The sequence below is a fragment of the Streptococcus oralis genome (genome assembly GCF_003942585.1).
Taxonomy (GTDB): domain Bacteria; phylum Bacillota; class Bacilli; order Lactobacillales; family Streptococcaceae; genus Streptococcus; species Streptococcus oralis_BE.
In genome coordinates, this window is record NZ_RJNK01000003.1 from 92662 (window position 1) to 107945 (window position 15284).

10 protein-coding genes are annotated in these 15284 nt (G+C 41.0%); 1 reads left to right on the plus strand and 9 read right to left on the minus strand.

Annotated elements, in window-relative coordinates; genetic code table 11:
- Window positions 1-59 precede the first annotated feature (59 nt).
- The 7 genes from D8862_RS06005 to D8862_RS06035 all read right to left on the minus strand — a co-directional run bounded on the left by D8862_RS06005 (window position 60) and on the right by D8862_RS06035 (window position 11261).
- On the minus strand, window positions 60-1145 hold the full coding sequence (locus D8862_RS06005; RefSeq protein WP_125449309.1) for a HigA family addiction module antitoxin: 1086 nt from the start codon (window positions 1143-1145) through the stop codon (window positions 60-62).
- Window positions 1138-1476, minus strand: coding sequence for a type II toxin-antitoxin system RelE/ParE family toxin (locus D8862_RS06010; protein WP_125449311.1), 339 nt, complete (start codon window positions 1474-1476; stop codon window positions 1138-1140). The genes D8862_RS06005 and D8862_RS06010 overlap by 8 nt, the downstream gene beginning before the upstream one ends.
- A gap of 125 nt (window positions 1477-1601) precedes the next feature.
- On the minus strand, window positions 1602-2591 hold the full coding sequence (locus D8862_RS06015; RefSeq protein ID WP_125449313.1) for a hypothetical protein: 990 nt from the start codon (window positions 2589-2591) through the stop codon (window positions 1602-1604).
- On the minus strand, window positions 2572-3837 hold the full coding sequence (locus D8862_RS06020; RefSeq protein ID WP_125449315.1) for a restriction endonuclease subunit S: 1266 nt from the start codon (window positions 3835-3837) through the stop codon (window positions 2572-2574). The genes D8862_RS06015 and D8862_RS06020 overlap by 20 nt, the downstream gene beginning before the upstream one ends.
- Window positions 3830-5434 (minus strand): HsdM family class I SAM-dependent methyltransferase, encoded by a 1605-nt coding sequence (locus tag D8862_RS06025; protein ID WP_125449317.1) that lies wholly within the window; start codon window positions 5432-5434, stop codon window positions 3830-3832. Before D8862_RS06025 ends, D8862_RS06020 begins: the two co-directional genes overlap by 8 nt.
- On the minus strand, window positions 5434-8496 hold the full coding sequence (locus tag D8862_RS06030; protein WP_125449319.1) for a type I restriction endonuclease: 3063 nt from the start codon (window positions 8494-8496) through the stop codon (window positions 5434-5436). Before D8862_RS06030 ends, D8862_RS06025 begins: the two co-directional genes overlap by 1 nt.
- A 131-nt stretch (window positions 8497-8627) precedes the next feature.
- Window positions 8628-11261 carry a DEAD/DEAH box helicase family protein gene (locus tag D8862_RS06035; protein ID WP_125449321.1) on the minus strand — a complete coding sequence of 878 codons (2634 nt, stop codon included), beginning with the start codon at window positions 11259-11261 and terminating at the stop codon, window positions 8628-8630.
- Window positions 11262-11396: 135 nt separating this feature from the next.
- Here D8862_RS06035 and D8862_RS06040 point away from each other — a divergent pair, with 135 nt between their 5' ends.
- Entirely contained in the window at window positions 11397-12014 is a 618-nt protein-coding gene (locus D8862_RS06040; protein ID WP_000077672.1) for a TVP38/TMEM64 family protein, read from the plus strand.
- Between the two features lie 278 nt (window positions 12015-12292).
- On the opposite strand, the gene scrK is transcribed toward D8862_RS06040, so the two are convergent.
- Window positions 12293-13180 carry a fructokinase ScrK gene (scrK, locus tag D8862_RS06045; protein WP_000164279.1) on the minus strand — a complete coding sequence of 296 codons (888 nt, stop codon included), beginning with the start codon at window positions 13178-13180 and terminating at the stop codon, window positions 12293-12295.
- 141 nt (window positions 13181-13321) lie between these two features.
- Window positions 13322-15208 carry a sucrose-specific PTS transporter subunit IIBC gene (locus D8862_RS06050; protein WP_001064518.1) on the minus strand — a complete coding sequence of 629 codons (1887 nt, stop codon included), beginning with the start codon at window positions 15206-15208 and terminating at the stop codon, window positions 13322-13324.
- Window positions 15209-15284 lie beyond the last annotated feature (76 nt).

Sequence of the window (15284 nt, forward strand, 5' to 3'; positions counted from 1 at the left end):
AAGAAATAATAATTACTAACTGTATGGAACTTTTTCATCTTCTACAAATTTCCATAGATTCAAGAAACAAAGTAATAATTTTCTTTTAGTTCTCTGAAACAGTCAAAACTGAGAATGCCCTCATTTTGTAGTCTGCCTAAAACGACGCTAGGATGAATATCTATCTCCTCAGCAAAACGTATGATATCCATCTTATCAAAATTTCCTTTTTCAACAAAAGCTTGATAGTCTTCTGGTCTAATCAAGAAATTTTTTGCAAACTGGTCAGCCTCTTCCTCAGAACGTCGGTAGGATTCACTATTTCCATCATCTGATGAAAAATCGTTCTGTAAAATATGTCCTATTTCATGAAAAAGTGAGAACCAGAAAATATCGGATGCTTTGTTTCTATCCGTAAGTAAAAGCAAGGCACTACCATTACTGAATTTTTTAGTCGCTCCATTCAAATTGGCATTTGGTAGCGCGGGTAGACCGACTAGGACAACACCACAGTCTAATAAGATATCGTACAAGCGCTGTGGAAAGATTTCTGGGTCCTGTCTGGTCAACTCTCTCAAAGCAGGCAAGCTTTTCTCTAACTTTTTGCGATTGAGCTTGGTAGTTGTTACATCATGCGCTTTTTTAGACGCCAACTCCAACATGATATTGGAGTTCACTATACTTTTAGTCGTAAACTCACGCGTATTCCGATAGCTGACTAGATGGTTAAAAGATGTAAGATTTTCTAAACTTGCCACACCGAGAATCTTGCGAAGCTCGACAATCTTTTCCTTTAAAATATAGCGTTTGTCTGGAACGTAGCCTTTTTCCTTAAAATACTTGAAATCAATCATCTCACAGATTTCTTTCTCGCTACCTTCTTCTAGCTCTTTTTGTTCTACAATCTCTGCCACTTTTACATCATAAGCATTTTGAAGATTGAGCCAAGTTTGCATGGAAACCCCGCTTAGCTTGGCTAACTTATGAGCCGTCTCTTTACTAATGGACTCCTCCGCATTGACGAGCTTGCTGACAGTCTTTGCTGAAACTCCTAAGCGCTCCGCAAATTCTTTCTGCGTTACGTTATAATCTTCAATCAACTCCTCAACATACTGACCTGGATGAAAAGCAATCAGGTCTTTGTATTCAACAATTTTATTACTCATAGTGATTGCTGACCTCCTCTATTTTTAGGATTTCGATTTCAACAGGATTTGGAAACACCTTTTCTAGATCCTCTTCACGAAAACCGACAATCAACCGATAGGAACTTTTCCGACCATCTATATCCAAAGCAAACTGACCTTGTCTCTTTCCCTTGAGTTGGTGAAAGTGATATTTAGGAAAAGCTGTCACACTAGCCAAAGAATCTGCCGCTTCCAAAAAGTTGATCAAGAGATGCAACTTTACAGCAATCTTATCCGAAAAATCCTTTTTCGCCTGTTTCAGCTCTGTGCACTGCTTCTCAACAGTTTTGTTTGTATAGATAAGCTTCATATGTCCCTTTCTGTTAAATTAAATTACCTTTTAGGTAATTTAATTATATCATCTTTAGAAAACAAAAAACAGCCAAAAGTTAATTTGGCTGGAATTAATCAGAAATGTTTGTTTTTAATTTAAATTTATTCAACCTTTCCTCTTGAAACAGTTGATGCCACTGAAATTGCACCTTTAATTGATCTAGATTGTCTTTCTCCGAATGTTATTATCTCATTCAATATACTTTTAAATTCTTCTTTTTGTATATTTTTAGGCACCTTCAACTTAATTTTTATTGCAGTACCTGGGAAGATAAGTGAGTTTGGCAAGTAGTTTACTTTCTTTTTAGTAGCTATTGCTCCCTTAGAAATTATTGCAAATTCTCCTTGTAACTTTTTACACAATTCTGTGACTATGTATAATCCATATCCTGAGTTCAAATAGTCCTTTTCTTCATTTTCTCTTAGATGAGATGTTTCTGTAATACCACTAGTTACGCCCGGTCTCAAAGCTAATTTTAACGCTTCAATATCATCTTTGATATCTCTTTCACCCTTAAAATTCAAACTTTCTTTAAACCCTATACCATAATCAATAAGCGCGAATTCTGCTTCAATGTACTCACCATGATCCCAACGTTGAGAACAATGCCAAGCATCAAAACTGTGAGAATGCTCTGGAATATTTCTAATCATCTCAGAAATAATGTAAAAGAAAACTGACTCAACATTGTCATGACCACATGAAAGAACTTGAGATATTTTTCTAGATATGTTTTCGACAATATTATCTGAACCTCGATAATAATCAATTAAACAAGACTTAAATATTGGAGTATAATTTCCACTATAATTAATATTTCTATCGTCAAAATTAGTATTATGCTCAGCAAAATAAAAGAAATTATTATTTTTAGCATATCCTAATGAATTTTTTCCATTATCACGTATTTCACTGACTACTGTATACTCATGCTTATAAAGAAATGATGAAATCAATAATCCTATAAATGGGGTTAAAAATTTCAAATCATATATCATACGAACATCCTTTATATTCATGTCTAAAGATAATAAATCTACAATATAATCCTTATATTTAAAATCTGGTTTATTAATATTTAAATCCTGCATTTATACTCTCCCAATTATTTTCATTCATGTACTCTACCTTCACCTGTCCATTCATCAGCATTGGCAAGAGCCAATCGCGCAGTTGGGTGAGTTGTTTATTTTCTTCGATTAAATTAAGTTGCTGTTTATCAATCACTTCTAATTTTTGATTAATCTCAAATAATAATTTCAACGGAATTGCAGGGACTACAATTTTGTTCATATTTTCTTGATTAACTTTCATTTGAATTGAACCTGTTTTAATTTTCATAACCGAAACATCCTTCAATAGCATCATAAGGAGTTTACAACTATGATTCTTAATTGGTTCTAGCACATGAGCGTGATTGTTTACCCAATTTTTTCCTGAAATACGTTGTAAAATAGGGGTTCCTTTCTCTGTCATTACAGAACCATCTTCAGCCATTAAAACATAATCTCCGTCAAAGATATAATCATTGACATAATCCATTATACCAGTAGCACCATAATACGGTATTTCACCTTTTACAAGCTCTCTATCATTACTTGATAACGGAACTCTTTTTGAGTCATGGCATATTGTAATATCTCCCAACTTCTCCACTCCCCACCCTTCTGGGATTTCGCGTTTGAGTTCTGGGTGATAGACCATCTTTCCGCCTGATGATTTGTAGGGTTTGTCATTCTGATTTGGAAAATCAAACTGCACAAACCAGTAGTCATAGAGGGTCTTAGCCATGGATTCCAACTCTTGGTTGATTTGGTTGTTAAGATTTATCTTATTATCAAGTGACGTTAAAATTCTAATTATTGATTTCTGAACGCTCACACTTTCAGGTATGTAAATCTTGTAATTTTTTATGTCATTAGAATTTAAATTCTTTCTCACACCTGATGATAATTTTCTTAAAGAATCATATTGTGTTTTTAAATAGTAATAAACATATTCAACATCTGCCAATTTTGGATCTATTTCTATATTACAACAAGCCTGATTTGTTGTAATCGGTGCTTTTATTATTGAGATATTCCCTCTAGTCTTTCCTTCGCCATACATAGCAATAGATATGGTGTTTTCAGGATAAATTCTTAAGCTAGTTTGTTCTAATGCTTCTTTTGAAATTTTTGTATTCGTATCAAAAATGTACTTTTCACCTAGTTGGTCTGTTTTTAGCCAAGGAATACTTGGATTTTCCCAAAATTTTTTATTAGACTTTAGAGGAGTCAATCCACTAGAAACTCGAATAGACAATTCTCCTAATGTCTCTTCTTTCCACTTACTCATACTTCAACCCCTTCATTTGCTCTTCAATCTCCTGCTCCAAGGCATGCGATTGCTGAAAGAGGTCTGAGAGTTTGTTTTGAAAATCGGTCATCTTAGCTTCAAACTCTTCTGCTGTGATATCTACATAGTCGATTTTGATGTCAAAGTATTGACCTGCGCTGAGTGAGTAATTTTTCTCCTTGATATCCTCATAAGAGACGGTGACAGAAAAGTCCTCGACGGCTTCCTTCTTGATAAAGGTCTCGACGATCTTCTGCTCTTCCTCAGGAGATAGCACAGTCTTTTGGTTCTTACCTTCCTTGACCTTGGTTCCGAGGTTTGAGGCATCGATGAGGACGACATCGCCCTTGTTTTTCTTATTGATAAAGAGGATGGAGACGTTGGTACCTGTCGTCGCAAAGATATTAGACGGCATAGAAACGACACCTGCTAGCATTTGATTATCCACCAAGTGTTGACGGATGGTCTTATCAATCCCTGACTGGGCTGTGATAAATCCTGTTGGCAAGACAACAGCTGCTTGGCCGTCTGGCTTCAGTGAGTAGATGATATGCTGGACAAAGAGCTCGTAAATCGCCATCTTGTCCTTAGACTTAGCTGGAACCTTTGGCACTCCTGCAAAGAAACGCTCACTGGCTTCTGGCAAGGTCTCCACTTGGTCACGCCACTCTGAAAAGTCCAGCTTGAAAGGAGGGTTCGACACGATATAGTCCATCTTCTCAGGATGACGGTTGGCGATAATAGTATTTCCCTGCACGATATTATGGATGGAGTGTTGAAGTCCATTCAAGATTAGATTGAGACGAAGGAGATTGGATGACTTTTGCGAAATATCCTGACTGTAAACAGTGGTCTTATCCACACCGATACGACTAGCCAAGTTCATAAGCAAGGTGCCCGAACCAGCAGATGGGTCATAGATGCGCACATTTGACGGCTGGTCATTCCCCACCAGAATATCCGCGATAATCTTAGCTACAGAGTGAGGCGTGTAGTACTCGGCATACTTCCCACCGCCATCTTTATTGTAGTCCTTGATCATGTACTCAAAGAGGGTTGAGAAAAAGTCGAAGCCTTGTGAAAAAATGGTCTCATCAAACTTGACGCGTGCAAGGAGATTGATGATAGATTTTGCCACTTCGTTACGCTTACTGCTATCTGAGATGGTATCGGTAATCAAACGCTCATCAAAGAGACGGATAGCTGTGTCGCCGTCCGTATGAACCGAAAAAATATCGTTATTGTTGATGGCGATTTGGTTGAGGGTATTTTCAAAAGTTTCGTAAAAAGTCGACTCATTTTGCTGACGGTGAAGGGTTTCGATCAACTGGTCTGACTTGAGCCAAGCTGTGCTGGTACCGATATCCTCCAAGAGCCAGTCATAGTCTTCCTCACTCATGGTCAACAAGTTTTCATAGGTGTTCCCTGCATCTAGTACCTGTGCTTGATATAAAAACTTATCATTTAAAAATTTGTAGAGGAAAGACTGGGTGAGGAGTTTGTACTCACCCGCTTCTCCTCCTAGTCCTGCATGGGTAAAGACGGCTTTTAAATCATCTACCAAGTCTTGGACTTGGACCTTGTATGTTTCATTCATTAGTGTTGGTATTCCTGTTCATATTCTTCAAATAGCGATTCAACCAATCTATCAAAATCTTGTTTGGCCATATTGCTAGCTGATTGGTTTTTCTTCATTTCTTTTCGGGCTTGCTCGCGAATCATTCGCTTTAGATATTCCTCATTATCTAGAACCCCTTGATTTTGACCGATTCTATGGTCTAATTTAACCTTAGAACCTTTGATAACATGGTAAATAGCTGGAAATTCACTGACCATAGTCGAGTTGGTCACATGCTTATAGGAACGGGCAGCCATTTCATCTCCGTTAAAGTTCATGGTCAAACGTCTCATACGAGTATAATAATCCTCCACTGACTTAAAGAGTTCTTCATAGTCTTTTTGTGTTTCCTTGATATTTTCCATTGTATAGCCTTCTTGACCATAGATAAAATGTTTTTGCATGATGCGTTGGAATTCTTCGTAGAGAGAAACCCACTCAGGATCCTTTTCATCACGCTGTTTTTTAATCCTAGTAGCTACCCGACGTCTCCAATCTTCCAGGTCATTAGCTGCTAGACGAAGTTCTTCCTCTGCAATCTTGACAAAACTAAAACTGGTCTCAGACATCGCTAAATTTAAGAGCGTTTGACTAGAAAAGTCAGCTGGTTTATCAATCAAGGACAGTGTCAGCATCCGTCTAGAGAGGATATTGAGCAAGGTTGCGACCTGAGCAATGTCAATCTGTTCAATCAATTGATGGTAACCAAGGAGACGAGCAATATTGTAATACTGCTTGATTGACTCCAAAGCTTTTCGTAAATCGATTAACTGCCTTCTATCCTTGGTATCATTGATAGCTTGGGAAAAGTATTCCAGATTATCTGTTGGATAGTCAAGCAAGATTAGCTCCGTCTTGCTTAATTCATGAGAAATCTCGTCTGAAGGGACAAAGAGCGAGCCAAAAACATCCTCTCCATTTTCCCCAGTCAAGGCCGTATCATACTCTTGATTGAGTTCTTCCAGATAGGCACGATTGGTCCTGTCAAACTCTTTGGAAATATCCGCAAAGTCGATGACATAGCCAAAGAGATAGTCCTTGTAAGGACGATTGACACGGGTTAGAGTCTGTAAAAGGTTATGAGCCTTGATTTTACGCCCTAGGTAGAGACGTTTGAGACGCGGGGCATCAAAACCTGTCAAGAGCATGGAGTAGACGATGATAAGGTCAATTTTACCTTCTTTGTAAGCATCTACCTTGTCTTTCTTCTCTTCCTTATCTCCCTCATCATGGAGAATCAATGCGGATGTCAAGTTGATTGTTCCAGCTTTACGACGTTTTTCTAATTGCTTTTCAAGCTCACGCGCCTGCTTTGACGAGTCACAGACGATCATGCCACCAATCGTCTGATCATCAAAAATTACATCACGTGCACGATTAAAGTCCTCGATGATAAAGTCTAACATAGGTTCTACATAACGAGGGTGAGCAAAGATATCCTCCTTGGACAAGCCTCCACGTTGGATCTCTTCATTGATGGATCTGAGATTGTCTTTATAAGAAGTCTCGATATCTTCTCGCATCAAACGTAGGGTAAAGCCATCATCGATAGACTGGTTGTAGTAGTATTTGTGGATATAGTCCCCAAAAATATCACGTGTGGTCGCATGATTTTCCTTGGTCTTGCCATCTTTCTTATAGGTAATCAATGGGGTCCCAGTCAAAGCAATCTTGATTGCATTGGTGTCTGCCTGATAGAGATTTGGTAGGTAGGAACCGCGTTCATTATAAGAGCGATGGGCTTCATCGATAAAGTAGATATTTTGACGATTGAGGTCATAACCAGAGCGGTCAGTCAAGTCTGAATTATCCTTGAACTTCTGGATATTGACCACAGCGACATCATAGCCATCTTGTTTTTGATTGAGCTCTTGAGGGCTGTTGATACGCTTAACCTTGAGCCCTCGTTTGGTAAATTCTTTAAAGGCTTGATCTGCGAGATCCAAACGATCCACGACAAAGTAAAACTGAGGGACAATTCCCTGTTTTGAGAAATAATTGGTCAGATAGCGGATATTGAAGAAAGCCAAGGCTGTCTTCCCTGAGCCTTGTGTATGCCAGATAACGCCCTTCTTAACACCTTTTGCAATCGTCTCTTCGATGGCACGTGTCGCAAAATACTGAGGATAGCGCATAACGTGCTTTTGCAGTTGCATCTGACCATCCTTGCTCTCTTCCTCTACATAGACTAGTCCAAAACGAAGCATAAAGAGCAGGCGTTCTTTCTGATACAAGGAAGAAAGAAAGGCATTACAAGGTGTGTCTGGATTTAGGTTTGTTTCGAATTCTGGCTGGGACTTGAGGGCAAAGTGGTTCATGTCATCTAAAACGAAGTCGATTTGGTCCTCTGTTAAGGTTGCTAAGGAATGAAGAAAATCTTCTTCTCTTTCTTCCTTGAAAGCATTAAACTTGGTTTTTGAATAGGCATTTGAACCGTAGTAAGAGCCCTGTTTTTGTTGACCTTGTCCACTGATATAGGGCAAGTTGTCAGACAGAGCTATCAACTGGGTGATATTATTAAAGCGACGGAACTTGCGATTTTCAAAGCGTTGTCTAGTTCTGTCTTGCTCCGACTGAATTCCTGTTTTCCCATCTCGAATCGCATTTGGCTGTTTCACTTCGATATAAGAAAGAGGCAGACCATTGATAAATACGACAATGTCTGGACGGAATTCATCCTGGCCATTTTTACAAGTAACTTCAAGCGCTAGATGAAAAGTATTGGCTTCAGGGTTTTCCCAGTCAATATAAACTGTATCTTCCTGGCCTTGCAGGCGTCTAAAGAACGAACGTCCCAAGTCATTTTGATCTAGTTCCAACTTGATATTGGCCAGTTCTCTCTCAAAGTCTTCCTCTGTCAGGTAGTTGTTAAATTTTAAAAATTGCTCCTTAAAAACAGATACGAGGATATTGGTATCTGGATCTCGTTCTGCAATCTCCTTCCCATTACGGGGAAGATAGGTATAGCCCAGTCTCATAAGGTGTAGAGCTGCCGGAATTTGTACCCTCGTTAATTCAGAAAAATCTTTTTTCTTTGCCATCAAAAAACCTTTCTTAAGCTTTGTAAGAATAGTTTATTCTAAACGCTTCATTCTATTCAACCGTTTCAACTATTAAAAATTTATTTTCTCTATTATTATATCATGTTTCAGATAGATTTTTCCATACGCCCCTACTCTAATCGGCTTTTAACCTTCTTCTTAGTCAAGATACGGTCGTTTTTGTTAGAGAGAGCTTTGATACGAGCTTCGAGAAGGGTTTTCCGTCCGGCCTCTGTTCGTGTGTAGACGAGGTGATAGCGTCCGATAGTTGGCCTCAGAAAGTCGAGGAATTTCTGTGCTTCTTCCTTGCGCTTCTCAAAAAGACTAGGCACGACATAGTAAGGTGACTGACCTTGTCGGACTTTCTCTGTCTTCAAGAGATAGCGCTGGTTGTCCACTGGAGCAAAGAATTCTCCCACAGTCTGCGCAAACAATTCCTTATCTCTCATACTACCTCCCTTGAGATAGGCGAAAACCAAATAATTTTCCTTATCCTCCTCTACCTGAACACGAGATTGGTCATCTGTTAGATGCCCCGAATCTAGCAGAGCCTTTCGGATCTGCTCACCCAGAGATTGCAAACGTTTATAGGGACTCTTATAGCAGAGGTAGCGCCAAGATGCAAAGGCCAAAAAGAGGAGACAAGCTGCTGTAAGCCACCAAACTCCAGTCAGTCTCATTCTAAACAACAAAACCAATAAATCCACTGCTAACAGCAGCAAAGACATGCGTATCCATTTTAATGCATCAAACTGGAGCATGATTGGAATTTTCTGTTTTTGAGTTGCCACTTCCGTGACAATTTCGAACTGATCTGCCACTACGAGAGCATCTTGCCATTTTTTGCGCAAGCCTGCTCGATCCTTGGAGAGACTCTTAACTCGCTCATTATACTCGCTGATTTGCTTTTTCTTATAGGGGGGCTTTGGAAACTCCAAGCGATCCAAACCAGTCTCAATACTCTCCTGATTATAGGCCAAGCCAAGAAAGTGCTCCATACGGCGAGACAAGGTTAGCAGATCCTGATTGCTATCTAGCGTCGGTTCTTCTCCGGAGAGAGTAATGAGCGGCTCCGGTTGAATGGCTACCAAATGCCAGATATTGCTGGTCTTTTCTGGATGCCCTTGCCAGATACGAATGGCACGCCCGCGCATCTGGTTACTCAGCATAAAGCTCCCCACAAAGCTTCCAAGGATTAGGGAGTTGACACAAGGGGCATCCCAACCCTCTCCGAGGAGAGATTTTGTTCCTACTAGGACTTGGATCCGACCGCGTTGGAAAAGTTCCGTCACCGCCGCTACAATACCCTTAGCCGTACTAGGGAATCCCACCTGCACATAATCCTCTTGGTCTAACTGACCAATAGACGAAAAACTAAGATGAACCTGAGGCAAGAGTTCCTTCAACTCTGCTGCCACATTGGTGGGAAGAATAACGACACTCCCTGACAAGACAGCCAAAGATACAGGTATCTCATGCTCCTGAGCTTTCCGACGAATGCTTTCAAAATAAGGGAGAACCCCCAACTGAGAAATGGTTGCCTGATTATCTCCCAGATAGGTGGCAAAATCCTTGCGAATATAATCCGCCAAGACGAGTTGTCGCAAATCTTGTCCCATACTCTTATACTCAGTCAGAAAAATATCTGCAATACCAGACAATTTCCCCAAAGACTGATTTAAAATCTTGTCCCTAGACTTGGACTTGACTAGAGAAACCTGTCGCTGTTCGATCAACCCCCGTGCTTTCAAATCGGATTCTAACTTTTCCCTAAATCCATCTGGATCCTCATACCAATCTGGAGTTTGATAGAGAACACTCTGCAACAGCGTCTCCAACCAGTAGGAGGTCAATGCTGGAAGCTTCTGGGTTCCCAGTAAATTTTGTAAAGAGGGAGGAATCGTTAACCCCTGAGAATGCATATAAATCAACATAGCAGACAAGTACTTGGGATCTTCTAAGAGCAAATCAGATGAAATATCCCCTTTGAGGACCTTAGACCCTGCTACAAATGTTTGAAAATCAGGATCGACTATAAGGTGATGAATATAGTCCCACTTAGTCTCCTCAAACTGTTTGAGACGTTCCGCCTCTTCAGCTGTTGGTGAACAGATATAAACAAAATCCTGATGAGGACAGAGGGTGTCTTCCTTGACTAGTTCAGGTACCGTAATTTCTTGGTCAATTTCCCCACACATACGGATATAGCGTTCCCAGAGTTCAGGCTCGCTGTCATAAGGTGGTGTCGCTGTCAGGGAGATGACTTGCAGCTGTTCATACTGCTTGCGAAAGGCTTCCAGACTTTTCCACCATTCATTGCGCAGGTGGTGGCATTCATCCAAGCAAAGAGTAGCAACTTTCTGAGCTCTTAGACTTGCAAGCAAATCAAACCCCACAAAATCCTCTGCTTCTCCATCTTCTTGTGATTGCAATTGGTTCATGGCGCTATGAAAAGCCTGATAGGTCACAATCGTTAATGCCTTCATCTCCTTTAAGTTTTGGGAAACGAGATCTGAAATCTTCTGTTCGTTCTCTAAAAAGGCTGTTTGGATCCTATCTACCCATTGTTCTCGAATGGTGACAGTCGGAACCAAGACAAGGGCTGGGTTGCCAAAACGAGCGATCAGCTCGATACCAATGGTGGTCTTGCCGGACCCTGGTGCCGCCACTAGGTGAACATGGTCATCTGTTTGATAGTTCTGAAAACGATCTAAGACTTCCTTTTGGTACTTTCTCCATCTTCCTTTAAATTTTAAATCTAACATTTCTTTCACCGTTATATCTCTTGACTTACTCCTTTAATTGTACCACACTTATATAAAAAGCAAGATAAGGAATCAAATTAGTCTTTATAAGAAAAATATGGTATAGTAGAACCATACTATCTATAAGGAGTTTCTATGTCACAGCATAAGCAAATGAAAGCTGTTTCTCCCCTTCTGCAGCAAGTCATCAATATTTCGTCTATCGTCGGGGGAGTCGGCACCTTGATTTTCTGTATTTGGGCCTATCAGGCTGGAGTGTTAGAGTCCAAAGAAACCCTATCAGCCTTTATCCAGCAAGCTGGGGTTTGGGGGCCACCACTCTTTATCTTTTTACAAATCCTACAAACTGTTGTTCCGATTATTCCGGGAGCTTTGACCTCAGTGGCTGGGGTCTTTATTTACGGCCATATCATCGGAACTATCTATAACTATATCGGCATCGTGATTGGCTGTGCCATTATCTTTTACCTCGTCCGTCTCTATGGAGCTACCTTTGTCCAGTCGGTCGTCAGCAAGCGCACCTATGACAAGTACATTGGCTGGCTAGATAAGGGCAATCGTTTCGAGCGGTTCTTTATCTTTATGATGATCTGGCCAGTTAGCCCAGCTGACTTTCTCTGTATGCTGGCTGCCCTCACCAAGATGACCTTCAAACGCTATATGATTATCATCGTTTTGACCAAGCCCTTTACCCTAGTGGTTTATACTTATGGTTTGACCTATATTATTGATTTCTTCTGGCAGATGTTTTGAGAGTAGAAAATAGCCTGATACTAAATATACTTTGGTATGGAAATCATGCCTATTTTTCGATAGTGAATCGAGGACTTACCTAGCCTTTCCGCCGTGATAAAAACACCTGAAATCTAATGGTTTCAGGTGTTCGGAAACTTTGAAATATTAGGCTCAAAGTTTCGGTATGGAATTTAGAAGAAAGTCGCTACCGTCCGTCATCACTTAAGGAAAGGCTCAAAAAACATTGTCTTTAAGCAAAACATCCGTTTGGTTGCCCAAGCGGATGTTTTTTTGTTTTATTTTGCGACACTCTTAGCAAGGACAAAGTTCCCAAGTGTAGCAGAACCATTTCCAGCAACTGCTGGAGTGACGATGTAGTCACGCACGTCTGGTACTGGTAGGTAGCCGTTGAGAAGAGCTGTGAATTTCTCACGCACACGGTCCAGCATGTGTTGTTGGGCCATGACTCCACCACCAAAGACGATCACGTCTGGACGGAAAGTCACAGTAGCATTGACCGCAGCTTGAGCGATGTAGTAGGCTTGAACATCCCAGACAGAACTGTTCAGTTCGATGTTTTCACCACGAATACCTGTACGGGCTTCGAGACTTGGACCAGCCGCAAAGCCTTCCAAACAACCCTTGTGGAAAGGACAAACACCGTTAAATTCTTTTTCTACATCCATTGGGTGTTTAGCCACATAGTAGTGCCCCATCTCAGGGTGACCGACACCACCGATAAACTCACCACGTTGGATAACACCTGCACCGATACCTGTACCGATCGTGTAGTAGACCAAGTTCTCAATACGGCCGCCAGCATTGTTGCGGGCAACCACTTCACCATAGGCAGAGCTGTTTACGTCTGTAGTGAAATACATGGGTACATTTAGGGCACGACGAAGGGCACCAAGTAGGTCTACATTTGCCCAGTGAGGTTTTGGAGTCGTTGTGATAAAACCATAGGTTTTTGAGTTTTTATCGATATCGATAGGACCAAAGGAACCGATGGCAAGACCTGCAAGATTATCGAATTTAGAAAAGAATTCGATGGTTTTATCGATGGTCTCGATAGGAGTTGTTGTAGGAAATTGTGTCTTCTCTACAATGTTAAAATTTTCATCTCCGACAGCACAGACAAACTTTGTACCGCCCGCTTCTAAGCTTCCGTATAATTTTGTCATGATAAACCTCTTATCTTTGTTTTCTCTATTATAGCACATTTTAAAGAGCTAGATTTCTCAATATTTTAGATTTTCCTCTGTAAATCTTACCATCCAAGTAAAAACGAACAAACATGACATTTGTTCGTTTTTATGAATCTATTAAGCTTTCACTTCGATGATAGCGTCACCCTTGACAACAGATCCACTTGCGACTGGTGTCACAGAAGCGTAGTCTGCTGTGTTGGTTACGATAACCATTGTTGTGTCGTCAAGACCTGCAGCAACGATTTTGCTTGAGTCAAAGGTTCCAAGAATGTCACCAGCTTTGACCTTGTCGCCTTGAGCAACTTTTTGTTCAAAACCTTCACCATTCATAGTCACCGTATCGATACCAACATGGATCAAGATTTCAGCTCCATTAGCTGTCTTCAAACCATAAGCATGTCCTGTAGCAAAGGCGATTGATACTTCTGCATCAGCTGGTGCGTAAACCACGCCTTGGCTTGGTTTCACTGCGATTCCTTGCCCCATTGCGCCACTTGAAAAGACTGGGTCATTAACATTCTCAAGAGCAACGACATCACCAACGATAGGAGTTTGGATAGTTTCACTTTGAGGAGCTACTGGAATGTTACCAGTTGTTTCTTCTTGGACCAAACGTTCTGTCGCTACTTCAGTAGCAACTTCTTCTTCGTCTTCGTAACCAAACATGTAAGTAAGGGCGAAACCAAGAACGAATGATACAGCTACCATAAGAAGGTATTGAAGCAATTGACCGTTACCAACGTAAAGCATTGTACCAGGGATGATGGTGATACCATTACCAGTACCAGCAAGTCCAAGGATAGAAGCCAATCCACCACCGATAGCACCAGCGATCAATGAAAGGAAGAATGGTTTACGGAAGCGCAAGTTCACCCCGAAGATAGCAGGCTCTGTAATACCGAGGAAGGCAGAAAGAGCAGCTGGGAAAGCAAGTGTTTTCAGTTTAGGATTTTTAGTTTTGACACCAACGGCAACCGTTGCAGCCCCTTGAGCTGTCATCGCTGCAGTTATGATGGCGTTAAATGGGTTCACATGGTCAGCAGCAAGCAATTGCACTTCAAGCAAGTTGAAGATGTGGTGTACACCTGATACGACGATCAATTGGTGAACCCCACCGATAACCAAACCACCAAGACCAAATGGCAAGCCAAGAATCGCTTTTGTTCCGAAAAGGATATAGTTTTCAACCACGTGGAAGACTGGCCCGATGACAAAGAGTCCAAGGATAGACATGACCAAAAGTGTCACGAACGGTGTCACCAAGAGATCCAAGACATCTGGAACCACTTTGCGGAGGGCTTTTTCAAACTTGGCTCCGACCACCCCGATGATGAAGGCTGGAAGAACGGAACCTTGCAAACCAACAACAGGAATGAAGCCAAAGAAGTTCATAGCTGTTACTTCACCACCTGATGCTACTGCCCAAGCGTTTGGAAGTGAGCCAGAAACAAGCATCATACCGAGGACGATACCAACGGCTGGATTTCCACCGAATACGCGGAAGGTTGACCATACAACCAAACCTGGCAAGATGATGAAGGCTGTATCTGTGAGGATTTGGCTGTAAATGGTAACATCTTCTGGAAGTGTCATTCCAAGAGCATTCAAGAGACCACGAACACCCATGAAGAGACCAGTTGCTACGATAACTGGGATAATTGGCACGAAAACGTCACCGAAAGTACGGATAGCACGTTGGAACCAATTTCCTTGTTTAGCAGCTTCTGCTTTCATGTCTTCTTTAGAAGATGTTGGCAAACCAAGCGCAACGACTTCGTCGTACATCTTGTTTACTGTACCAGTACCAAAGATAATTTGGTATTGACCTGAGTTAAAGAAAGCTCCTTGAACTTTATCCAAGTTCTCAATCACTTCCTTATTGATTTTCCCTTCATCTTTGACCATGACACGTAGACGGGTCGCACAGTGGGCAACACTGTTGACATTTTCACGTCCGCCAAGGGCTTCGATGACCTTTTTTGCAATATCCTGATTGTTCATTTGCAAAAATCTCCTTATAAAATTTTGTTCTTGTTTGAAAGCGATTTTATTCGCCCTACGACTATTATTTTATCAT